The following is a 20,526-nucleotide window of genomic DNA, read 5'->3' as shown; positions in this document are numbered from 1 at the left end:
GTGTTGACATCGATCGCGACTCGGCTTATGTAAGGTAATCCTGACAATTTGTCAGGACATAGTGACATGAGCGATGCGATGAAGAACCGTATCAAACTGCTGCGCACTGAGCGCGACTGGAGCCAGGCGGAGCTTGGCGGCCGGATCGGCGTGTCGCGCCAGGCCGTGATCGCGATCGAGGCGGGGAAGCATGACCCCTCGCTCGCGCTGAGCTTCCGCATCGCGCGGGTATTCGGTCTCACGATCGAGGAGATTTTCGATGACGGGGAGCAAGCCAATGGGTGAGGGCGAACGCGCCGAAGCAGTGCGCAAGCGGCGCACGGCGATCCTGTTCGCCGCCTCGATGGTGGTGGGGGTGGCGATGGTTGTCGGTACCGCGATCTTCAAGCAGGGGCACGGTCGGATCGCGCCGGGCTGGGCGATCGCGTTCGTGGGTCTGTATCTGCTGGCCGTGTTCGGCAGCTGGCGTTTTGCCTGCCGCGTTTCCGACGAAGTCGAGTTGCGCGCGAATGTCGGCGCGCTGGCGACGGGCGGCACCGCCTATGCGCTGGTCTATCCAAGCTGGTATTTCCTGTGGCGGGGCGGGCTGGTGCCCGAGCCCAGTCATGAGGCGCTGTTCGTGATCGCCTTCGTCGCGACCATGTCGGCCTATCTCTGGAAGCGATTCCGCTAACCCCTCCAACCTCGGAGAATAACCATGTTGAAGCTGCTGCGCAGCGCGGTTGCCGCGCTGACCCTTTTGCTCGTCCCCGTCACGCCGGCACCGGCGCAGACGATCCGCGACGTCGATCCGGCGTTGTGGGTGGTGAAGGACGCCGATACGACCCTCTATCTGTTCGGCACGGTGCATATGCTCAAGCCCGGGCTCGGCTGGTTCGACGATGGCGTTCGCGCCGCGTTCGACGCCAGCGACGAGCTGGCGATGGAGGTGATCGCCCCCAGCGATGCCGAGATGCAGGCGATCGTGATGCGGACCGCCTTCAATCGCGACGGCCCCACGCTGACGATGCGCCTGCCCGAGAACCGCCGGGCCGATTTCGCCCGCGCGCTGGGATCGATCGGAATGCCGCCCCAGGCGATGGACAAGGCCAAGCCCTGGTTCGCGGCGATGATGCTGGGCGCGATGCCGATGACCAGGCTGGGCTATGATCCGGCGCTGGGCGTCGAGCCGATCCTGACCGCGGCGGCGCGCGCGGGCGGCAAGCGGTTGGTCGGGCTCGAGACCCCCGAGGAGCAGTTCGGCATGTTCGATGCGGCGCCCGAAGAGGCGCAGATCGCCTATCTGCTGCGCGTGATCGATCAGATGGACAAGATCGCGCCGATGCTCGACGACATGCTCGGCCGCTGGTCGGCGGGCGACGCCGATGGGGTGGGGGAGCTGCTCAACCTCTCGCTGGCGGAGAGCCCGATGCTGGCGAAGCGGATCCTGTTCGATCGCAATGCGCGCTGGGCGGACTGGATCGAACAGCGGCTGAAGACGCCGGGCAAGGTCTTCTTCGCGGTCGGCGGCGGGCATCTGGGCGGGCCGGGCAATGTCCGTGCGCTGCTGGCCGCCAGGGGCATCTTCGCCCGGCGCGTCGCCTATTGAGGCGGGCAGATGCGGCGCGGCTTGCCCTTTGGCGGCCGCGCCGCTATGTGCCCCGCCTGAACGTTCCTGAGCGAACGCGATAGCATAGCGCCCACGGGTGCAGGCCGGCCGACGAGGTTTCGTCCGCCGGCTCGCTTTGCGTTTGGCGGAAACGACGTGATTTTGGAGTGAAACGGGTCTCATGTTCGAGAGTCTGAGCGAGCGGCTGGGCGGCGTCTTCGAGCGCCTGCGGGGCCGTGGCGCGCTCAACGAAGCCGATGTGCGGACCGCGATGCGCGAAGTCCGCGTCGCGCTGCTGGAGGCCGATGTCGCGCTTCCGGTGGCGCGCGACTTCGTCGAGAAGGTGACCGAGCAGGCGATCGGGCATCAGGTGCTGCGTTCGATCACGCCGGGGCAGCAGGTCGTCAAGATCGTCCATGATGCGCTGGTCGAGATGCTCGGGCCCGATACCGCCGAGCTCAATCTGGGCGTCACCCCGCCCGCGGTGATCATGCTGGTGGGCCTCCAGGGCTCGGGCAAGACGACCACGACGGCCAAGCTCGCCAAGCTGATCGGCAAGACCGAGGGCAAGAAGATCCTGATGGCGTCGCTCGACGTCAATCGGCCGAACGCGCAGGAGCAGCTGGCGGTGCTCGGCACCCAGACCGAGACGGCGACGCTGCCGATCGTGCCTGGCCAGCAGCCGATCGAGATCGCCCGGCGCGCGCTGAGCGCGGCCAAGCTGCAGGGCTATGACGTGGTCATGCTCGATACGGCGGGCCGCCTGCACGTCGATCAGGCGCTGATGGACGAGATGAAGGCGGTCGCGGATATCGCCCGCCCGCAGGAAATCCTGCTCGTCGTCGATGCGCTGACCGGCCAGGACGCCGTCAATGTCGCGTCGAGCTTCTCGGCGCAGGTGCCGCTGACCGGCGTGATCCTCACCCGCATGGACGGCGATGCGCGCGGCGGCGCGGCGCTGTCGATGCGCGCGGTGACCGGCAAGCCGATCAAGTTCGCCGGTATGGGCGAGAAGCTCGATGCGATCGAGCCGTTCCATCCCAAGCGCGTCGCGGGCCGCATCCTCGGCATGGGCGACGTCGTGTCGCTGGTCGAAAAGGCGGCGGCGTCGATCGAGCAGGAAGATGCCGAGCGGATGGCGGCGCGGCTCGCCAAGGGCCAGTTCGACATGAACGACCTGCGCGGCCAGCTCAAGCAGATGCGCAACATGGGCGGGATCGGCGCGCTTGCCGGCATGATCCCGGGCATGAAGAAGGCGCAGGCCGCGGCGGCCAATGTCGATGAGCGCATCCTGCTGCGCATGGACGCGATGATCACCTCGATGACGCCGAAGGAGCGCGCCAAGCCCGAGCTGATCAACGCCAAGCGCAAGATCCGCATCGCCAAGGGCTCGGGGACGACCGTTCAGGACGTCAACAAGCTTATGAAGATGCATCTCGAGATGCAGACCGCGATGAAGCGGCTCAAGAAGATGGGCGGGATGAAGGGCCTGATGTCGATGCTGGGCGGCGGTGGCGGTGCCGGCGGTATGGGGGGCATGGGCGGTGCCGGCGGGCCGGGTGGCCTGGGCGGCGCGGGCGGTCCCGATCTCGGCGACCTGATGGGCAAGATGGGCGGCGGGCTTCCGGGCATGCCGGGCCAGCCCAACCTGCCGCCTGGTTTCCAGAATTTCCTGAAAAAGAAATAACGTAACTCTGAACTCAGAACTCGAAGAAGGAAGAAGTAATGGCTCTCTCTATGCGTTTGTCGCGCGGCGGTTCGAAGAAGCGCCCCTATTACCGGATCGTCATTGCCGATGCGCGCAGCCCGCGTGACGGCAAGTTCATCGAGAAGATCGGGACCTATAACCCGCTCCTCGCCAAGGACTCGGCCGAGCGGATGAAGCTCGACACCGATCGCGCGAAATACTGGCTGGGCGTCGGCGCGCAGCCGACCGACCGCGTCGCCCGCTTCCTCGACGTACTGGGTGTCAAGGAGCGCGCCGCCAAGAACAATCCGAACAAGGGCAAGCCCGGCGAGAAGGCCACCGAGCGTGCGGAAGAGCGCGCCGAGAAGGCGAAGGCCGCCGAGGAAGCGGCCGCCGAGGCCGCTGCCGCCCCGGCGCCGGAGCCCGAGCCCGCCCCTGAGCCTGTTGCCGAGGAGGCTCCCGCCGAGGAGACCGTCCACGCCGCCGAGACCGCCGAGGAGGCCGAGACCGTCGAGGTGATCGCCGAGGCCGTCGAGGCCGCGACCGAAGCGCCGACTCCCGAGGCCGAAGCGGTCGTCGAGGAAATTGCCGAGCAGACCCCGCCGGTGGAAGTGGCCGCCGAGGAAGCTACGGCCGCCGAGGAAGCTGCTCCGGCCGCTGAAGAGGCTGCCGCCGAAGCCCCCGCCGCCGAGGGCGAGACCGAGGAAAAGGCCGAGGGTTGATCCCTTCGCTCCCCTCCCGTTCGCGGGAGGGGGGCTACGGCGCGCGATTCCGTTACAACTGAAACTAATTTGATCCGGACACGGAACAGAAATATTACGCCGGCGTTAACCCGCGCATTGGCCTAGCCAGGTCGTGTAAAAAGGGGTCGGTGCCGGTCGCGCGCGCATTGAATTCCGGCGTTTCACTTTCCCAAATTGCTCAAGCCAGCCCCGTGCATTTTCGCGCGCGCGGACGGCTGGATTAAAAGCCGTGGCTGGGCCGTTCCCTTCTGAGAAAGGAGACACGCCCATGAGTAATCCGAAAATCGCCCGCATCGCTGCGGACTCCCTGCCCCTGATCGTCGACGGCGACAGCATCGCCGCCATGGGGCAATCCGGCTTCAATCCCATCCTCTCCAATCAACTCCTCGACACCGTCCCCGGCGACACCAGCACCACCGCGACCCTCACCGTCGACGCCGCTCCCACCATCTCGGGGATCGACACGATCGGTGACCAGGATTTCTACGCGGTCACCCTCACCGCGGGGCACACCTACAATATCGGCATGTTCGGTTATCTGCCGCAGGGGCCGGGCGATCCGGTCGGGCCGAACGGCGTCCCGCTGCTCGACAGCTTCATCGAGCTCTATGACGCGGGCGGCAACCTGATCACCAGCGCGGATGGCGGCGCGGACACGGTGTTCAACTCCGCCAATTCTGGGTTCGACGCGCTGCTGACCTTCAGCGTGACGACCACCGGCACCTATTATATCAACGCCCGCGCCTTCGATAATGTCGCGCAGGACGGCGACAATGGCGACATGGTCGGCGATTATGGCGTCTATGTGCAGGACGTGACGGGCGACGACTCGCTCTACACCCCCTATTACGACGCCAACAGCCCGCTCTACGCGATCGACTGGGGCACGCAGGTCGACGGGACCGCGCGCAATCCCGACGGGGTCGAGACCGGGCACGTCACCGGCGATCCGCAGGGCACCCCGGCCAACCCCTGGGGCTATAGCCAGCCCGGCAAGAACGTCATCACCATCTATTTCGCCAAGGCGGGTGACGCCTTTGTCAGCAACGATCCGACCAATCCCGGCCTGCCCCCCGCGACGATCACCGCGACCGGCGTCCAGCAGTTCGAGCATGACGCGGTGATGACTGCGCTCGGCGAATTCTCGAAGGTTGCCGATGTCGTCTATGTCGAGGTGCAGGACCGCGCCCAGGCCAATTTCATCTACACCAGCTATCAGGGCACGCCGGGGCCCGGCGTCTCGCTGCTCGGATCGATGAGCCCGCCGGGCGAGAGCGACGAAGGCCTCGCCCAGTTCAACTCGGGCGATTATCGCTGGAACGCGACCGACCTGCAGCAGGGCGGCTTCTCGTTCGTCACGCTGATCCATGAGTTCGGCCATGGCCATGGCCTCGCCCATCCGCACGACAATGGCGGGCATTCGGGGATCATGCACGGCGTCGAGCCCGAAGGCGCGGGCGTCGCCGACTATACCACCGGCGACTATCACCTGAACCAGGGCGTCTTCACGATGATGTCGTACGAGGATGGCTGGCAGGACAGCCCCTATGGCAATGCGCCGACCGATGTCGGCTATGGCTATCTGGGCGGGCTGATGGCGTTCGATATCGCCGCGATCCAGGACAAATATGGCGTCAACGAGAACTGGGCGACCGGCAACGACGTCTACACGCTCAAGGACGTCAACGCCGCGGGCACCTATTACACCTCGATCTGGGACGCGGGCGGCAACGACACGATCACCTATGGCGGTTCGCGCGACGCCAATATCGATCTGCGCCCCGCGACGCTGCAATATGAGGAAGGCGGCGGCGGTCGCGTCTCCTATGCATACGGCATCTTCGGCGGCTACACGATCGCCAATGGCGTGGTGATCGAGAACGCCACCGGCGGCGCGGGCAACGACACGCTGACCGGCAACGATGCCGCGAACACGCTGATCGGCAACGCCGGGAACGACGTGCTCGATGGCGGCGCGGGGAACGACAATCTCCGCGGCGGGCTCGGCGACGACACTTACTATGTCGAGGGCAACAGCGACACCGTCTACGAGAGTTCGGGGCAGGGCACCGATACGGTGTTCAGCTCAGGCAGCTTCTCGATGGCCGGTATCTATGTCGAGAACCTGACCCTCACCGGCACCGCCGACATCAACGGCACCGGCACGGGCTATGCCAATGTCATCACCGGCAACTCGGGGAACAACATCCTCGATGGCGGCGGCGGCGCGGATACGCTGACCGGCGGGCTCGGCGACGACACCTATGTGATCGACCAGGCCGGCGACGTGATCGTCGAGAACGCCAATGAGGGTCACGACACCGTCCGCAGCGCGATCAGCTACTCGCTCATCGGCACCAACATCGAGGATCTGGCGCTGACCGGCAGCGCCGCGATCAACGGCACCGGCACCGATGGCGACAACCGTCTGACCGGCAATAGCGGCGCCAACACCCTTACCGGCAATGGCGGCAACGACATTCTCGACAGCGGCGCGGGGAACGACAATCTCCGCGGCGGGCTCGGCGATGACAGCTACTATGTCGAGGGCAATAACGACACGATCTACGAATCGGCAGGGCAGGGCACCGACACGGTGTTCAGCTCGGGCACCTTCTCGATGGCCGGCATCTATGTCGAGAATCTCGTGCTCACCGGGACCGCCGACATCAACGGCACCGGCACCGGCTATGCCAATGTCATGACCGGCAATTCGGGCATCAACACGCTCAGTGGCGGTGGCGGAAACGACAGCCTGCATGGCGGTCTCGGCAACGACGTCCTGATCGGGGGCGCGGGCCAGGACAGCTATTATTTCGAAACGTTGGCGGGCGCGAGCAACTGGGACGATCTCCAGGACTTCTCGCACGCCGAGGATTCGATCTATCTCGACCGCGACGTCTTCACCGGGATCGGTGCGGATGGTGCGCTCGACGCGGGTGCTTTCCGCGCTGGCGCGCTGGCCGTCGATGCCGATGACCGCATCCTTTACGACAGCACCACCGGCAATATCTACTATGATGCCGATGGCTCGGGCGCGGGCGCGGCGGTGCTGTTCGCGCATGTCGCGTCGGGGACGGTGGTGGACCACACCGACTTCTTCGGCTTCTGATCCGCTTGCGAGCGGAGGTTCAGGCGGGCATGGGGCTACCCATGTCCGCCGACCAGACCAAGCCTGTCACCCTTGCCGTCGTCATCGGCGCGCATGGGGTGACGGGCGAGGTTCGTTTGAAGGTCTTCGCCGAGGATCTGGAAGCGCATCGCAGCTTCAACGGTGGCGCGCTCACGCTCAAATCGCTCCGCCCGGGCAATAACGGCGCGATCGCGCGCTTCGCCGAGATCCCCGACCGCAACGCCGCCGAGGCGCTGCGCGGCACCGAACTGACCGTGCCGCGAACCAGCCTCCCGCCGCTTGGCGAGGGCGAATATTATCATGTCGACCTGCTCGGCCTGCCCGCGGTTTCGGCGGGCGGAGACGCGCTCGGCACCGTGGTGGCGATCGACAATTTCGGCGCGGGCGACGTGATCGAGATCGAACGCCCGGACAAGAAACGCTTCATGGTGCCGATGCGGCCCGAGGCGGTGCCCGAATGGGATGGCGAGCGGCTGGTGGTGGCGGACGATTTCGTGGAAGGATGACCGTCATCAAACGGTAATACCTACTGTGCTAGTAGGAAATATAGATGAGCACGACTCCTGGTCTGCCTGCATCGACTGAAGGCCACCCGGTCTGGCTGGCACTCTCCGACTATTCGATTGGTCCCGAGGACGCGGCGCTCTCCTTCGCGGAGCGGCTCGCGCGCGAGAATGGCTGGCGGCCGGAACGCGCGGCGCGGGTGATCGAGGAATATAAGCGCTTTGCCTTCCTGGCGGCGACGGGCGGGCAGGAGGTGACGCCCTCCGACCCTGTCGACCAGGCCTGGCACCTGCATCTCACCTACACCCGCGACTATTGGGACCGCTTCTGCCCGGACGTGCTCGGCTGCAAGCTTCACCACGGGCCCACTGCTGGCGGAGGCGATGAGCGGCAGCGCCATTTTGAGCAATATGCCCACACGCTCAAGGCCTATGAAGCGGCATTCGGATCGCCCGCCCCCGCCGATATCTGGCCCGAGGCGGCGGACCTGCTGATCCATGCCCCCAAGGCGCGCCGCGTGCACCCGCGCGACGCGGTCATTCTTCCCCGATCTTCGGTTTGGGCGCTGGCGGCGATCGCCGCTGCACTCCTGTTGGCGTATTGGATGTTTCTCAGAGGAGCATAAGGCCATGTCCCCCTTCGATCTGACCGGAGGACCCTTTCTTCAGCTCTACGCAGTCCTGTTCGCGCTCGCCTTCATCGCCGGGCTGATCATCCCGGGCTGGCTGCGGCCCGAGGGTAATCGCCCGCGCGCGGTGGGCGTCGATGAACTCGCCTGGCTCGCCGGCGGGCGGACGCGCTTCGCCGACGCGCTGGTCGCGCGGCTGCTTAGCCGCCGCGCGCTGTCGATTACCGGCGGCAACCGCTTCGCTCCCGAACGGGGTGTCGCCGCGGAAAACGCCGCCGAGCGCAGCGTGCTCGCGCTCACGCCGGCGGCGCCCTGGGGCACGATCGAGCGCACGCTCCGGCCGCATGGCGAGGCCATCCAGGAGCGGCTGGTGGCGTCCGGCCTGCTGATGGATGGCGGCACGACGCTCCAGATGCGTTTCTGGCAGACCTTGCCCTATCTGCTGCTGATCGGCTTCGGCGCGATCAAGCTCGATGTCGGCCTGGCTCGCGGCAAGCCGATCGGCTTCCTCGCCATCTTCCTGACCGTCACCGCGATCTTCGCGCTGGTCCGCTTCCTCGCGGTCGACCGCAAGACGCACGGGGGCAGGGAAGCCCTGGCAGAGGCCCGCTCGGAGGCCGACAGGCTCCGGCGCGCCCCCGCGACCGACGAGACCGACATGGCGGTGGCGCTGTTCGGCACCGCCGTGCTCGCGGGATCGAGCTGGGCCCCTTTCCACCAGATGCGCAGCGCGAGTTCGAGTGGCGACGGCGGCGCGAGCAGCGGAAGCGATGGCGGGGGCGGCTGCGGCGGTGGTGGCGGCGGCGGCGGTTGCGGAGGCTGTGGCGGGAGCTGAACTAGCCTCGCCACCCCTGCTTCGCCTATGGGCTGCGAATGACCTTCGCCGCCACCGTCCTCACCCTCTATCCGGAGATGTTCCCCGGCCCGCTCGGCGTATCGCTGGCGGGCAGGGCGATGCGCGAGGGGGTCTGGAGCCTCGACACCGTCCAGATCCGCGATTTCGCGACCGACAAGCATCGCTCGGTCGACGATACCCCCGCGGGTGGCGGAGCCGGAATGGTGATGCGCGCCGACGTGCTGGCTGCCGCGCTCGACAGCGTGCCCGCGGGGCGCCCCGTGCTGGCGATGAGCCCGCGCGGCAAGACCCTCACCCAGGCGCGCGTCCGCGAACTGGCCGGGGGTCCCGGCGTCACCATCCTGTGCGGCAGGTTCGAGGGTTTCGACGAGCGAATCTTCGAGGGCCGCGACGTCGAACCCGTCTCGATCGGCGACTATATCCTCTCGGGCGGGGAGATGGCGGCGCTGACGCTGCTAGACGCTTGCATTCGGCTGCTTCCCGGCGTAATGGGCGCGCCTTCCAGCGGCATGGACGAGAGCTTCGAAACGGGGCTGCTCGAATATCCGCATTATACCCGACCTGTTGAATGGGAAGGGCGCACGATCCCCGAGGTGCTGCGATCGGGGGATCATGCGAGGATCGACGCCTGGCGAAAGCTGCAGGCGGAGACCGATACACGGCTAAGGAGGCCGGACCTTTGGGAGCGCCACGAGGGCGCTCGGGTCAAGTCTCCCTCTGGCGCGCGGCGACGAAACAAGGACGAATGACATGAACGTCATCCAGACGCTCGAAGCCGAGCAGATTGCCAAGTTCAACGAATCGAAGAAGATTCCGGAATTCCGCCCGGGCGACACCGTCCGCGTCGGCGTGAAGGTGATCGAAGGCGAGCGCACCCGCGTCCAGAATTACGAAGGCGTGTGCATCGCGCGCTCGAGCAAGGGCATGGGCAGCAACTTCACCGTCCGCAAGATTTCGTTCGGCGAGGGCGTCGAGCGCGTCTTCCCGCTCTATTCGCCGAACATCGAGTCGATCGAAGTCGTCCGCAAGGGCGTCGTCCGTCGCGCCAAGCTCTATTATCTGCGCGGCCGCACCGGCAAGTCGGCCCGCATCGCCGAGCGCCGCGACGCGCGCCCGACTGAGGTTGACGCCGCCGAATAAGCCCGCTTCGTACGAGGTAAAGGAAGGGCGCGGGAGCTTCGGTTCCCGCGCCCTTTTCCTAATTCGTGGCTTCTAATCCGCCGCCTCGAGTTCATGCTTCAAATGGCTCGCCCGGTCGTGCCCGCGCACCACCGATTCATACGCCCGGCGGATCACCGCGAGCGTTTCGGGCGAGGTGATGCCGTCGTTTAGCGCGCGCTCATATTCCTCCTTGAGATAATCCTCGCCGCGCTCGACCTCTTTCACCAGCGCAGCATCGCCGCCGCCGAGTGCGTGGCGCAGGTCTTCCCAGCGGCGATGGATCGTCGCGGCGGTCGAGCCGTAATCGGCGGGGGTCCCGCCGAGCGCGCGGCTTTGCTCCTGGAGCAGTTCGACCACGCCGCGCCGCTCGCCCGCCATCGCGCGGAAGAAACCGGCATAGCGCCGGGCATCGGCATGCTCGGCGCTGTGTTCATAGCCCTTGATGCTGTCGATCGTGGTGATGATCAGGTCGTCGAGTTTGCCGGTATCGTGCATGGTGGACATGGCCCATCTCCTGTCTGGGTTTGACCGGAGAACGAGCGGGGCAGGGCGGGGTTGCTGGCTAACGCCCGGTAACCATTTGATTCATTTGGGTGGGCGCAGGCCCGCCACGCGTTCCGCGACCGGCGCGATCGGCGGCAGGCCGTTTTCCGGCCGGTCGAGATAGAAATAGGCGACTGCGGAAACATCGTCGCTGCGGTAGAAATCGACCCAGCCATCGGGCTGCTGCGCCAGCGGCGCCGGCTTGTCATAGTCGAGCAGCTTGACGAAGGCGGCGCGGTTGCCCGCCGCGATATTGACCGGGACCAGCGGCACGCCCGCCGCCATCATCCGCATCACATCCGCCTTTTGCGCACCGCCCATCTGCGGGAGCGCGACGCGGAGATCGCGGTTGAAGAAGATCGGATCGGGAATGTGGAAGCGATAGAAGCTCCATCGCCCCCGATCGGCATCGGCGATCAGCGAACCCTGGAAGCGGCCGACATAGCTTCCCTGTTCCCAGCCGCTGCCGATATAATCCTCGGTACCAGTGCCGATCAGCGTGGGCAGGTCGCGGTCGCCGTCGAGGAAGATCTTCATCTCGCCTTCGCCCCACCAGGTCTTGCCATAGGCCGGATTGGTGAAGACTGTGACCGTCGCGCCCAGGAAGCGGCCGCGCCCGGTGATGCGGGGAAGGATCGCGAAAGGCTCGCCCAGCCTGGTGGCGCGATCGCGGCTCCACCAGGCGTGGAAGTAAAGGGTGTCGGGGGCGACGCGTTTCAACCGGCGGAAATCGACATCGTAGAAGAGCAGCATCACCTCGCTCGCGCCGTCATTGGTGAGGACGATGCGCGCGCCCTTGCGGAAGGGCATGGGGATATAGGAGACGAACGAGCGGCCCTCGGGGCTGGCGAAGAGCGCGGTTTCCATCCGCACCATCTCGCCCGCACCGCCGAGGAAGAAATCGCCGAGCGGCGCGGAGACTGCAGGGGTCCTGGCCCCGTCCCACCAGATTTCGAGCCGGAGCGAACGCAGCACTTCGGGGGTGCGGAACAGGGTGGTCAGCCACATCCGGTCGATGACGCCGGGGCCCTTGATGTCTGCGAGGACGAGCGAGCCGCCCGCGGGGATCGTCTCGAATGGATGCCCCTTGGCGCCGCGATTTTCGCGCCCGCCCGCGCCGGGCTCGGCATTGGGGTTTTCGGGGCTGGCCCAGCGCGGCGCCTGATCGGGCTGATGCTGGTAGAGCGGCACCTCCTGCGTGATCGCGGCGGCAGGCAACAGCAGCGCACAGAGCGCCGCAACCAGCGCCCCTGCGACGCCGCGCCGGTCAGCCACAGACGGCGGCGATCTTGAGCCCGCCAAGCGATTCGGGTGCGGCGGCGATCCAGTCGATCTCGCCCTCGGCCCAATCGAAGCTGGCGAGCACGCTGTCGTCCGCCGCATAGAGCGTCACCTTGCGCAGCCGCACCGCGCGCTTCCGGCAGTCATAATTCTCTTCATAGACGCGGCGCACCACGCCCTTCTGGATGCCGTCGCCGACATAATCGGTGCGGCTGGTGGCGTTTCGCATATCGCCCTGAATCACGGTCGATGCCTGATCGATATAATAGCTGCCCTTGGAATCGCTCGTGACGAGTTTCCAGCCGGCCTGGGCCAGCGCGGGTCCGGCGATGAGGAGGCACAGCGCCAGCGCGGCGATGCGGGCGCAGAAACGGACAGGGGTCAGCGGCATGGCAGGTCCTCCTCCCGGGACCGGAAGCATATGGCATGCCCGCGGCGCGTCAAGCGGACGACAGCGTTGTCGTTCGCCGTGCGCGGGCGTAGGATGCCCGCGCGACCGGCCACAGATGCCGGCGCGTTGCGAGAGGAGGGGCGGATGATCCGGAATCGTCGTTCGAGGCTTGCCGCATGGTTCGCGCTGCTGCTGCTGGTGCCGCCGCTTCCGGTCGCCGCCCGGCCCGCGGCGCCCGACAGGCCCTGGATGGACCGGAACCTCGATCCGGACCAGCGCGCGCGGCTGCTGATGGCGGCGATGACGACCGAGGAGAAGCTGACCCTCGTCCATGGACCGATGGGCCGCCCGCGGCTTGGCATCGCCCCGCCCGAGCGTGCGCTGGGATCCGCGGGGTTCATCTTCGGCATTCCGCGGCTCGGCATTCCCGACTTGCAGGAGGCCGATGCCAGCGTGGGCGTGACCAATCCCGGCAATGTCCGTCCGGGCGACGGCGCCACCGCCTTTCCCGCGACGATCGCGCTGGCGTCGAGCTGGAACCGCACGCTCGCTTATTCGGGCGGCGCGGCGCTCGGCGACGAGAGCTGGCGCAAGGGGTTCAACGTGCTGCTCGCGGGCGGCACCAACCTGGTGCGCGAGCCGCGCAACGGGCGGAACTTCGAATATATGGGCGAGGACCCGTTGCTCGCGGGTTCGCTCGTCGGCGATCATATCCGCGGCATCCAGAGCCAGAATGTCGTCTCGACGATCAAGCATTTCGCCTTCAACAATCAGGAGACGGCGCGCTTCTCGGTCGATGTGCAGATCGGTGACGCCGCGGCGCGCGAGAGCGACCTGCTCGCATTCGAGCTGGCGATCGAAGGCGGCAAGCCGGGTTCGGTGATGTGCGCCTACCAGCTCGTGGACGGGCGCTATTCCTGCGAGAATGACTGGTTGCTCAATCAAATTCTGCGCAAGGATTGGGGCTATCCGGGCTGGGTGATGTCCGATTGGGGCGCGGTGCATTCGACCGAGGCGGCGCTGAACGGGCTCGATCAGGAATCGGGCGAGCAGCTCGACCGGCAGGTCTATTTCGGCCAGCCGCTGACCGACGCGGTGGCGAAGGACCCGAAGTACCGCGCGCAGCTCGACCTGATGGTCCACCGCATCCTGCGCAGCCTGTTCGCGACGGGCGTGATGGACCGCCCCGCGACGCGCTCGCCGATCGACTATGCCGCCAATAGCCGGGTGTCGCAGTCGATCGCCGAGGAGGGGAGCGTGCTGCTCAAGAACGAGGGTGGGCTGCTGCCGCTCGCGGGCGTGAAGAAGGTTGCGGTGATCGGGGGCAATGCCCAGTTCGGCGTGCCTTCGGGCGGCGGCTCGGCCAATACCACCGCGATCGAGGGGCCGGGGCTGCAGATCCCGGTAATGGGCTGGGGCACGCTCGGCTCGCCGCGGCTGATGGTGTTCCATCCCTCCTCGCCGCTCGAAGCGCTCAGGGAGGCGATGCCGGGGGTCGAGTTCGTCGTGAACAATGGCGACTATCCGTCGAGCGCGGCGATCGCCGCCAAGGATGCGGACGTGGCGATCGTGTTCGCGACGCAGTGGACGACCGAAAGCTACGACGTGCCCGACCTCACCTTGCCGCACGGGCAGGACGCGCTGATCGCGGCGGTGGCGGCGGCCAATCCGAAAACGGTGGTGGTGCTCGAGACCGGCGGGCCGGTGACGATGCCGTGGCTGGGCCAGGTCAGCGCGGTGCTCGAGGCCTGGTATGCGGGCAATCGCGGCGGGCCGGCGATCGCCAATCTGCTGACCGGGCGGGTCAATCCTTCGGGCCGGCTGGCGGTGAGCTTTCCGGTGAGCGAGGCGCAGCTTCCCCGGCCGTCGCTGACGGGGTGGGGGACCTCGGCGGACCGGCCGTCCAACTATGATCACCCGATCCCGCTGCCCTATGCCGAGGGGGCGGACGTCGGCTATCGCTGGTATGCGCGCAAGGGGCTGACGCCGCTCTTCCCGTTCGGGCACGGGCTTTCCTACACCAGCTTCGCCTATTCGGATCTTGAGGTGCGCGGGGGCAGGACGCTCGAGGTCTCGTTCACGGTGTGCAACACGGGCGAGCGGACAGGGGCGGATGTGCCGCAGGTCTATCTCACCAGCATCGCGGGCAGCCCCGAACCGCGGCTGATCGGATTCGACAAGGTCCGGCTGGCACCGGGTGAGACGCGACGCGTGACCGTCACGGCAGACCCGCGCCTGCTCGCCCATTTCGACGAAAAGGGGCATCGCTGGCGGGTGGCTGGGGGGAGTTACGGCGTCGCGGTTGGCGCCTCGTCGGCGAGCTTTTCGTTGACCGGGAGCGGGGCGGTGACGGCGGGGTTCGTGAAGCCGTGAACTCATCCTCCCCCGCCGGGGGGAGGTGTCAGCGAAGCTGACGGAGGGGGAGGGCGGCGGCCACATCTGCTTCGGGTCCTCCCCTTCCGACGCCTTCGGCGCCACCTCCCCCTGGCGGGGGAGGATTGGAGTCAGTCGTAACTCACCACCTCGAACTCGGTCCCGTCATGATCGAGGAAATAGAAGCGCCGCCCGGGCTCGTAGTCGCCATGGCTGAACGGCGTCAGCCCGGCCACGACCACCTTCGCCTCCAGCGCGTCGAGATCGTCGACGACGATCCCGACATGGTTGAGCGGCTGGCCCTTGCGGAACTTCGCGTCCGGCGTCCCGGCGCCGTCATGCGTGTAGAAGGCGAGGTAGAAGCGGTCGTCGCCGACATGGACGGTATGCCCGCCGAGCAGCGACGGACCCTGCCAGCGGACATGCCAGCCGAACAGGCCGATCATCAGCGCCGCGGCGCGATCCGGGTCGCGCACGGTGATGTTCACATGTTCGATGAAGGGGGCGGTCATAAGCATGTTCCTCGTGCGATTCGGGTCATGCTTGTGGCTGCTACAACCTCAAGCTAAGTTGAGGTCAAGCTGTTTCGGGAGGCAATGTGAAGCGCGGCGACGAACTGATGACGATCGGCGATCTGGCGGCGCGCACGGGGATGAGCGTTTCGGCGATCCGCTTCTATGAAGCGAAGGGCCTGGTGCAGCCCTTCCGCACATCTGGGGGGCAGCGGCGTTTCCTGCGTTCGGACATCCGCCGCCTTTCCTTCGCGCTGATCGCGCAGCAACTGGGGCTGACGCTGCCGCAGATCGCCGGCGAGCTGGCTGGGCTCCCCCAGGGCCGCACCCCGACCCAGGCGGACTGGAAACGGATCAGCAAGGGCATCCACCGTATCCTCGACGCCCGCATCGCCGAGCTCAAGCGCACCCGCGACGTGCTCGACAATTGCATCGGCTGCGGCTGCCTGTCGCTCAAGCGCTGTGCGCTCTACAATCCCGACGACAAGGCGGGGAAAGCGGGGGCGGGGCCGCGCTTCGTGATCGCCAGGCGCAAGGACTAGCCCGTGGCTTTGATCTCCACGGCGCAGACGGCATCGAGCTTGGCCTCGCCCATCGAGCCCGGCTCCACGGCCTTCCATTCGGATTGATCCGCGGCGAGCGACATGGTTCGCAGGACCTTGCCGTCGCGGCCATAGGCGACTGAACCCCGGGTGCGGAGCCTGCGACCGCCGCAGTCATAGTCCTCCAGCGCCCTGCGCAAACTCACATCGCCCCCGCTGACCTTGCTATAGTCGGTTCGGGTCCAGGCCTGCCGATAGCCGTCCATCTCGCGGACCGAGTCCCGATCGAGCGAGAAGACTACGCCATTCTCGGCTTCGGAGATGAGCACCCAGTCTTCGCCCGGCATCGCCGGCGAAAGCGCAAGGGTAAGTGTTGCGGCGGCGAGGGCTAACATCGGGGGTTCTCCGGCTGTGGCGGCGCCAGTCTTCCCAGCAATCCCGACGGCAATAAGGCGGTTCCGCGGCTTTACCCTTCGGCATTTGCCCGCAATAACGTCCGCCAATTGGAGGATGCGAATGTGGAAGTGGATCGCGGGGTTTGCGTTGGCGATGGCGGGGCTCGTGCCCGTGGCTGAGGCGCAGGTGGCGCCGCTGACGCTCGAGCGCGTATTCGCGAGCCCCGATATCCAGGGCCCGGCGCCGCGCGCGATGAAGCTTTCGCCCGACGGCAAATGGCTGACCGTGCTGCGCAACCGCGCCGACGAGAAGGAGCGGTTCGACCTGTGGGCGATGGACACCGGCACCGGCCAGTGGCGGATGCTGGTCGATTCGAAGAAGGTCGGATCGGGCGCCGAAATGTCCGAGGCCGAGAAGATGCAGATGGAGCGCGCCCGGCTCGGCGGCACGCGCGGCATCATCGCCTATGAATGGGCGCCCGACAGCCAGTCGATCCTCGTGCCCCTGGAAGGCGAACTCTATCTCGCCGAACTCGACGGCAGCGCCGAGAAGCTCCCCGCCGATGCGGGTGCCAAGCTCAACCCGGCGGTGAGCCCGGGCGGTGGCTATGTGAGCTTCGTCAGCGACCAGAACCTGGTGGTGATGGAGACCGGCGGTGCGCGGAAGAAGTGGCACGTGACCAGCGACGGCGCGGGCACGGTCCATTGGGGCGAGGCCGAATTCGTCGCGCAGGAGGAGATGGCCCGCACCAACGGCTATTGGTGGTCCCCCGACGACAGGCACATCGCGGTCGAGCGGTTCGACGAGGCGCCGGTGGGGATCGTCACCCGCACCGCGATCGGCGCGGAGACGACCAAGGTCTATCAGCAGCGCTATCCCAAGGCGGGCACCGCCAACGCGCTGGTCGAGCTGTGGATCATGGATCCGCTCGGGCAGAACAAGGTCAAGGTCGATCTCGGCAGCGATCCCGACATCTATCTCGCCCGCGTCAAATGGGCGCCCGACGGCAAGGCGCTTTACGTCCAGCGGCAGAACCGCGATCAGACCGTGCTGGATCTGCTCAAGGTCGATCCGGCCACCGGCAGGTCGGAGATCGTCTTCACCGAAAAGGCCGCCGACAAGAGCTGGGTCAACCTCTCCACCGCCTTCACTCCGCTCAAGGACGGCAGCCTGATCTGGTGGTCCGAACGCGACGGGCACGGCCATCTCTATCATGTCGCCAAGGGCAAATGGACCCAGCTGACCAAGGGCGACTGGGAAGTCGCCGAGGTGGACGGGATCGACCAGAAGAGGGGCGTCGTCTACTTCACCGGCAACAAGGACGGCGTGCTCGAGCGGCATCTCTATTCGGTGAGCCTGAAGGGCGGCGCGGTGACGCGGCTGACCGAGCTGGGCTGGTACAATCTCGTGACGATGGACACCGCCGCGACGCGCGCGATCGTCACCCGATCCAATCCCGATCAGCCGCCCCAGGTCTATCTGGCCGATACCAAGGGCAAGCGCATCGCCTGGGTGGAGGAGAATGACGTGCGCAAGCCCGATCATCCCTATCACCCCTATCTCGCCAGCCATCAGGAACGGACCTTCGGCACGATCAAGGCGGCGGACGGCACCGAGCTCTATTGGGAGATGATCAAGCCCAGGATGGAGCCGGGGAAACGCTACCCCGTCTTCTTCCAGCATTATGGCGGCCCCCATGCGCAGCAGGTCGCACGCAAATGGGGCGGGGCGCTCCAGCAATATATCGTCGGCAAGGGCTATATCTGGTTCCAGATCGACAATCGCGGATCGGCCAATCGCGGCAAGAAGTTCGAGGATGCGCTCTGGCACGCGATGGGGTCGGTCGAGGTCGAGGATCAGCTTGCGGGCGCTGCCTTCCTCAAGACGCTCGATTTCGTCGATGGCGGCCGGATCGCGACCTATGGCTGGTCGTACGGCGGATATATGACGCTCAAGCTGCTCGAAGCCGCGCCGGGCGTGTTCGCCGCCGGCATCGCGGGCGCTCCGGTGAGCAAATGGGAGCTGTACGACACCCATTATACCGAGCGATACATGGGCGATCCGCGGCTGGTGCCGGACGCCTACAAGGCCTCGAACACGGTCGAGAATGCGCTTCGCATCCGCGATCCGCTGCTGCTGATCCACGGCATGGCCGACGACAATGTCGTGCTCGAACATTCGACGGTGATGATGGGGCGGATGCAGGCCGGCGGGGTGCCGTTCCAGGTGATGCTCTATCCGGGGCAGACGCACCGCGTGGGCGGGCCGGGGATCAGCGTCCATCTGTGGGAGACGATCTTCGCGTTCCTCGACCGGAGCATGGGGAAGCGTTAGCGGGCCGGGCCAGCACGGCAAGGCGCGCGGCGCGGTCGGACTGGGCCTGCGCGTGGACCGGTCGGGGTCAAAATCGGCTCTCGGAAAAAAGATTTAGGCCCGGAAGCGTCACCGGGGGGGGGGAGGGTTGACGCTTCCGGGCCCATGTCTTGGATAGCGAGAGCGGGGGGGCAAAAGGTCACTATCCGAGGTGTAAAATGCACAAGGAAGCCCTCGGTTCCCGCTCGTTCAAAAAATTTTTCAAATATTTTTTGAGGGCGTTCAGGGCCGTCCATTGACCGCGATCGCCGCCTCATAGGCGCCCGTCAGCGGATCATGGTGCAGCTGGGTGCGCAGCTGCCGCGCCAGCCCGCCCATCACCCGGCCATAGCGGTTGGCGACCAGGCCGACCAGCTCGGGGCTGTCGCACAAGGCGGGCGAGACCACCCGCAGCACGGCCCGGTTCGGCTCGGCATCGGCCTTGATCGAGATGCGCACCTGCGCCGCCGGATTGCAGCTGATCGCCAGCTCGACGATCTCGGTGATCAGGAAGGCGACCGCGACCGCGGTATCCTGCGAGACGAGGAACGGCTCGACCTCCAGCGTGATCCCGATCCCCGATGCGCGGTCGGGCGTGGTCGCGCGGATGTTCGACGCCAGCTCGCCGATCACCGATCGCAGCTCGAGCCCGCGATTATCCTCCATCTCGGCATAATGGTGCCGGTGCACCACCGCGAGCGCATCGACGCGGCGCTGGATCGCGGCATAGGCCTCGGTCGCCTCGGCTCCCTTGGCGCCGCGCGCGTGGAAGTTGATCAGGCTGGCGATCACCTGGAGGTTGTTCTTGACGCGGTGATGGACCTCGCGCGTCAGCTTGGTCTGGCGGACGAGCCCCTCGGCGAGATCGGCCTCGTGCGCCTGGACGGTGCGGCTGATCTCGCGGAACGTGTCGCCCAGGTCGCGTATCTCCTGCGCGGGGATGCCGTGCAGCCGGCTGATCTCGATCACCTCGCCCGGCTGATAGTTGCCCACGGTGGTGCGCAGCCGGCGCAACGGGCGGATCAGCAGCCGATCGACTACGAACCAGCCGATCCCCGCTGCCGCGATCCACATCAGCACCAGCAGCACGGTCGCGATGATCAGCGGCGAGGTGATCGGCGTGCCGAGCATCGCCATCGACAGCCTCAGCCCATCGACCCCCAGATCGGCGTCCATCGTCTCGCGCCGCTGCAGCGGCCCTTCATTGGCGAGCGCGCGCAGCGTCAGATTCTGCCCCCGCCTGTTGGCCAGCGCGGCAGCATATTCGGGAACGAAGCCGTTCGGCCGTCCCAGCGTGGCGAGCGCCTCGACCGGATAATAGGCGGTCGCGGTCCCTCCGCGCTGGCCGCCGATCCGCAGCACCAACCCCTGTTCGATCAGTTCGGCGCGGACTTCGCCCGGACGAATCACGACCGCGCCACTGACGGTGACCCGCTGGCCGCACAGCAATTCGCCGCGCTCGTCGGTGATCGCGAACCGCGTGCCGCTATCGATCAGTGCGGCAAAGGCGCCCGCGACCCGGGTGCAGCTCGGCGCGTCGCCATGATCGGCCTCGAGCGCCGTCAGCCCTTCGCGCAGTTCGCTCTCGTTGTTGGCGAGGAGGTTGGCGAGCGCGCCCGAGCTCTCCTCGACCGCCGAGCGCAGCCGCTGGCGGCTCTCCTCATCGGCGGCGCGGGTATTCTGCAGCGCGACGAACAGCGCGATCAGCGCGAGCGGCGCGAGCGCCACGACGAGGATCGAGAAGACCTTCGCCCCGGTGGGCATCCTCGCCAGGATAGACGGCACGGCTGCCGCGGGCCCGGTGGCGCGCGGCTCCTGATCGTCATTCTCCATGAT

At 66.7% G+C, this 20,526-nt stretch carries 19 protein-coding genes and 1 pseudogene; 14 read left to right on the top strand and 6 right to left on the bottom strand.

The genetic code is table 11. The annotated features are described in order from the left end of the window. Positions 1 to 78 precede the first annotated feature (78 nt). The 11 genes and pseudogenes from OF829_RS13840 (at position 79) to rplS (ending at position 10,279) form a co-directional block, all read left to right on the top strand. On the top strand, positions 79 to 285 hold the full coding sequence (locus OF829_RS13840) for a helix-turn-helix transcriptional regulator (protein ID WP_264940669.1): 207 nt from the start codon (positions 79 to 81) through the stop codon (positions 283 to 285). Then, the gene (locus tag OF829_RS13835; RefSeq protein WP_264940668.1) at positions 278 to 673 is read left to right on the top strand and encodes a hypothetical protein; all 396 of its coding nucleotides are present in this window, start codon (positions 278 to 280) and stop codon (positions 671 to 673) included. Before OF829_RS13840 ends, OF829_RS13835 begins: the two co-directional genes overlap by 8 nt. Before the next feature lie 24 nt (positions 674 to 697). Continuing rightward, positions 698 to 1,588, top strand: a complete 891-nt coding sequence (locus OF829_RS13830; protein WP_264940667.1) for a TraB/GumN family protein — start codon at positions 698 to 700, stop codon at positions 1,586 to 1,588. Positions 1,589 to 1,769: 181 nt separating this feature from the next. After that, complete coding sequence (gene ffh / locus OF829_RS13825; protein ID WP_264940666.1) at positions 1,770 to 3,275, top strand: signal recognition particle protein; 1,506 nt, start codon at positions 1,770 to 1,772, stop codon at positions 3,273 to 3,275. A 38-nt stretch (positions 3,276 to 3,313) separates the two neighbouring features. Continuing rightward, a pseudogene (gene rpsP, locus OF829_RS13820) lies at positions 3,314 to 3,757 on the top strand (30S ribosomal protein S16); the annotation flags it as partial. 529 nt (positions 3,758 to 4,286) lie between these two features. Next, entirely contained in the window at positions 4,287 to 7,130 is a 2,844-nt protein-coding gene (locus OF829_RS13815; RefSeq protein WP_264940665.1) for a M10 family metallopeptidase C-terminal domain-containing protein, read from the top strand. 41 nt (positions 7,131 to 7,171) lie between these two features. Further along, entirely contained in the window at positions 7,172 to 7,657 is a 486-nt protein-coding gene (gene rimM / locus OF829_RS13810; protein WP_264940664.1) for a ribosome maturation factor RimM, read from the top strand. A 44-nt stretch (positions 7,658 to 7,701) separates the two neighbouring features. Then, complete coding sequence (locus OF829_RS13805; protein ID WP_264940663.1) at positions 7,702 to 8,280, top strand: glycine-rich domain-containing protein; 579 nt, start codon at positions 7,702 to 7,704, stop codon at positions 8,278 to 8,280. Between the two features lie 4 nt (positions 8,281 to 8,284). Then, positions 8,285 to 9,118: a TIGR04222 domain-containing membrane protein gene (locus tag OF829_RS13800; protein WP_264940662.1), complete on the top strand. Its 834-nt coding sequence runs from the start codon at positions 8,285 to 8,287 to the stop codon at positions 9,116 to 9,118. Between the two features lie 38 nt (positions 9,119 to 9,156). Further along, positions 9,157 to 9,888: a tRNA (guanosine(37)-N1)-methyltransferase TrmD gene (trmD, locus tag OF829_RS13795; RefSeq protein ID WP_264940661.1), complete on the top strand. Its 732-nt coding sequence runs from the start codon at positions 9,157 to 9,159 to the stop codon at positions 9,886 to 9,888. Between the two features lies 1 nt (position 9,889). Next, positions 9,890 to 10,279 (top strand): 50S ribosomal protein L19, encoded by a 390-nt coding sequence (gene rplS, locus OF829_RS13790; protein ID WP_264940660.1) that lies wholly within the window; start codon positions 9,890 to 9,892, stop codon positions 10,277 to 10,279. Between the two features lie 72 nt (positions 10,280 to 10,351). Here the strand turns inward: rplS and OF829_RS13785 are convergent, their stop codons facing one another. The 3 genes from OF829_RS13785 to OF829_RS13775 all read right to left on the bottom strand — a co-directional run bounded on the left by OF829_RS13785 (position 10,352) and on the right by OF829_RS13775 (position 12,515). Then, the gene (locus OF829_RS13785; RefSeq protein ID WP_264940659.1) at positions 10,352 to 10,804 is read right to left on the bottom strand and encodes a PA2169 family four-helix-bundle protein; all 453 of its coding nucleotides are present in this window, start codon (positions 10,802 to 10,804) and stop codon (positions 10,352 to 10,354) included. A gap of 81 nt (positions 10,805 to 10,885) precedes the next feature. Continuing rightward, on the bottom strand, positions 10,886 to 12,118 hold the full coding sequence (locus OF829_RS13780) for a glycoside hydrolase family 172 protein (protein ID WP_264940658.1): 1,233 nt from the start codon (positions 12,116 to 12,118) through the stop codon (positions 10,886 to 10,888). Further along, complete coding sequence (locus OF829_RS13775) at positions 12,111 to 12,515, bottom strand: surface-adhesin E family protein (RefSeq protein WP_264940657.1); 405 nt, start codon at positions 12,513 to 12,515, stop codon at positions 12,111 to 12,113. Before OF829_RS13775 ends, OF829_RS13780 begins: the two co-directional genes overlap by 8 nt. Positions 12,516 to 12,659: 144 nt before the next feature. On the opposite strand from OF829_RS13775, the gene OF829_RS13770 reads away from it, so the two are divergent. Beyond that, positions 12,660 to 14,888, top strand: a complete 2,229-nt coding sequence (locus tag OF829_RS13770) for a beta-glucosidase (protein WP_264940656.1) — start codon at positions 12,660 to 12,662, stop codon at positions 14,886 to 14,888. A gap of 131 nt (positions 14,889 to 15,019) precedes the next feature. Here OF829_RS13770 and OF829_RS13765 read toward each other — a convergent pair whose 3' ends face one another. After that, positions 15,020 to 15,400 (bottom strand): VOC family protein, encoded by a 381-nt coding sequence (locus OF829_RS13765; RefSeq protein ID WP_264940655.1) that lies wholly within the window; start codon positions 15,398 to 15,400, stop codon positions 15,020 to 15,022. Positions 15,401 to 15,507: 107 nt separating this feature from the next. Between OF829_RS13765 and soxR the strand changes: the two genes are divergently transcribed. Continuing rightward, positions 15,508 to 15,942: a redox-sensitive transcriptional activator SoxR gene (soxR, locus tag OF829_RS13760; protein WP_264940875.1), complete on the top strand. Its 435-nt coding sequence runs from the start codon at positions 15,508 to 15,510 to the stop codon at positions 15,940 to 15,942. Here the strand turns inward: soxR and OF829_RS13755 are convergent. Further along, on the bottom strand, positions 15,939 to 16,289 hold the full coding sequence (locus tag OF829_RS13755; RefSeq protein WP_264940654.1) for a surface-adhesin E family protein: 351 nt from the start codon (positions 16,287 to 16,289) through the stop codon (positions 15,939 to 15,941). The genes soxR and OF829_RS13755 overlap by 4 nt on opposite strands. 163 nt (positions 16,290 to 16,452) lie before the next feature. On the opposite strand from OF829_RS13755, the gene OF829_RS13750 reads away from it, so the two are divergent. Next, the gene (locus tag OF829_RS13750; RefSeq protein WP_406701432.1) at positions 16,453 to 18,672 is read left to right on the top strand and encodes a S9 family peptidase; all 2,220 of its coding nucleotides are present in this window, start codon (positions 16,453 to 16,455) and stop codon (positions 18,670 to 18,672) included. Positions 18,673 to 18,933: 261 nt separating this feature from the next. Here the strand turns inward: OF829_RS13750 and OF829_RS13745 are convergent, their stop codons facing one another. Beyond that, positions 18,934 to 20,523 carry a sensor histidine kinase gene (locus OF829_RS13745; RefSeq protein WP_264940653.1) on the bottom strand — a complete coding sequence of 530 codons (1,590 nt, stop codon included), beginning with the start codon at positions 20,521 to 20,523 and terminating at the stop codon, positions 18,934 to 18,936. Positions 20,524 to 20,526 lie beyond the last annotated feature (3 nt).

The organism is Sphingomonas caeni (genome assembly GCF_026013415.1).
Classification (GTDB): domain Bacteria; phylum Pseudomonadota; class Alphaproteobacteria; order Sphingomonadales; family Sphingomonadaceae; genus Sphingomonas; species Sphingomonas caeni.
Note: the sequence above shows the minus strand (reverse complement) of the source record. Positions and strands in the feature narration are given on the sequence as shown.

Excerpts from the sequence above, each read along its gene's own strand:
- OF829_RS13785 (WP_264940659.1), bottom strand. The coding sequence starts at position 10,804 with ATGTCCACCATGCACGATACCGGCAAACTCGACGACCTGATCATCACC.
- OF829_RS13800 (WP_264940662.1), top strand. The coding sequence starts at position 8,285 with ATGTCCCCCTTCGATCTGACCGGAGGACCCTTTCTTCAGCTCTACGCA.
- OF829_RS13840 (WP_264940669.1), top strand. The coding sequence starts at position 79 with ATGAAGAACCGTATCAAACTGCTGCGCACTGAGCGCGACTGGAGCCAG.
- OF829_RS13750 (WP_406701432.1), top strand. The coding sequence starts at position 16,453 with ATGCGAATGTGGAAGTGGATCGCGGGGTTTGCGTTGGCGATGGCGGGG.
- OF829_RS13815 (WP_264940665.1), top strand. The coding sequence starts at position 4,287 with ATGAGTAATCCGAAAATCGCCCGCATCGCTGCGGACTCCCTGCCCCTG.
- rimM (WP_264940664.1), top strand. The coding sequence starts at position 7,172 with ATGTCCGCCGACCAGACCAAGCCTGTCACCCTTGCCGTCGTCATCGGC.
- OF829_RS13745 (WP_264940653.1), bottom strand. The coding sequence starts at position 20,523 with ATGGAGAATGACGATCAGGAGCCGCGCGCCACCGGGCCCGCGGCAGCC.
- OF829_RS13770 (WP_264940656.1), top strand. The coding sequence starts at position 12,660 with ATGATCCGGAATCGTCGTTCGAGGCTTGCCGCATGGTTCGCGCTGCTG.
- OF829_RS13835 (WP_264940668.1), top strand. The coding sequence starts at position 278 with ATGGGTGAGGGCGAACGCGCCGAAGCAGTGCGCAAGCGGCGCACGGCG.
- trmD (WP_264940661.1), top strand. The coding sequence starts at position 9,157 with ATGACCTTCGCCGCCACCGTCCTCACCCTCTATCCGGAGATGTTCCCC.
- soxR (WP_264940875.1), top strand. The coding sequence starts at position 15,508 with ATGACGATCGGCGATCTGGCGGCGCGCACGGGGATGAGCGTTTCGGCG.
- OF829_RS13830 (WP_264940667.1), top strand. The coding sequence starts at position 698 with ATGTTGAAGCTGCTGCGCAGCGCGGTTGCCGCGCTGACCCTTTTGCTC.
- OF829_RS13765 (WP_264940655.1), bottom strand. The coding sequence starts at position 15,400 with ATGACCGCCCCCTTCATCGAACATGTGAACATCACCGTGCGCGACCCG.
- OF829_RS13755 (WP_264940654.1), bottom strand. The coding sequence starts at position 16,289 with ATGCCGGGCGAAGACTGGGTGCTCATCTCCGAAGCCGAGAATGGCGTA.
- OF829_RS13775 (WP_264940657.1), bottom strand. The coding sequence starts at position 12,515 with ATGCCGCTGACCCCTGTCCGTTTCTGCGCCCGCATCGCCGCGCTGGCG.
- rplS (WP_264940660.1), top strand. The coding sequence starts at position 9,890 with ATGAACGTCATCCAGACGCTCGAAGCCGAGCAGATTGCCAAGTTCAAC.
- OF829_RS13805 (WP_264940663.1), top strand. The coding sequence starts at position 7,702 with ATGAGCACGACTCCTGGTCTGCCTGCATCGACTGAAGGCCACCCGGTC.
- ffh (WP_264940666.1), top strand. The coding sequence starts at position 1,770 with ATGTTCGAGAGTCTGAGCGAGCGGCTGGGCGGCGTCTTCGAGCGCCTG.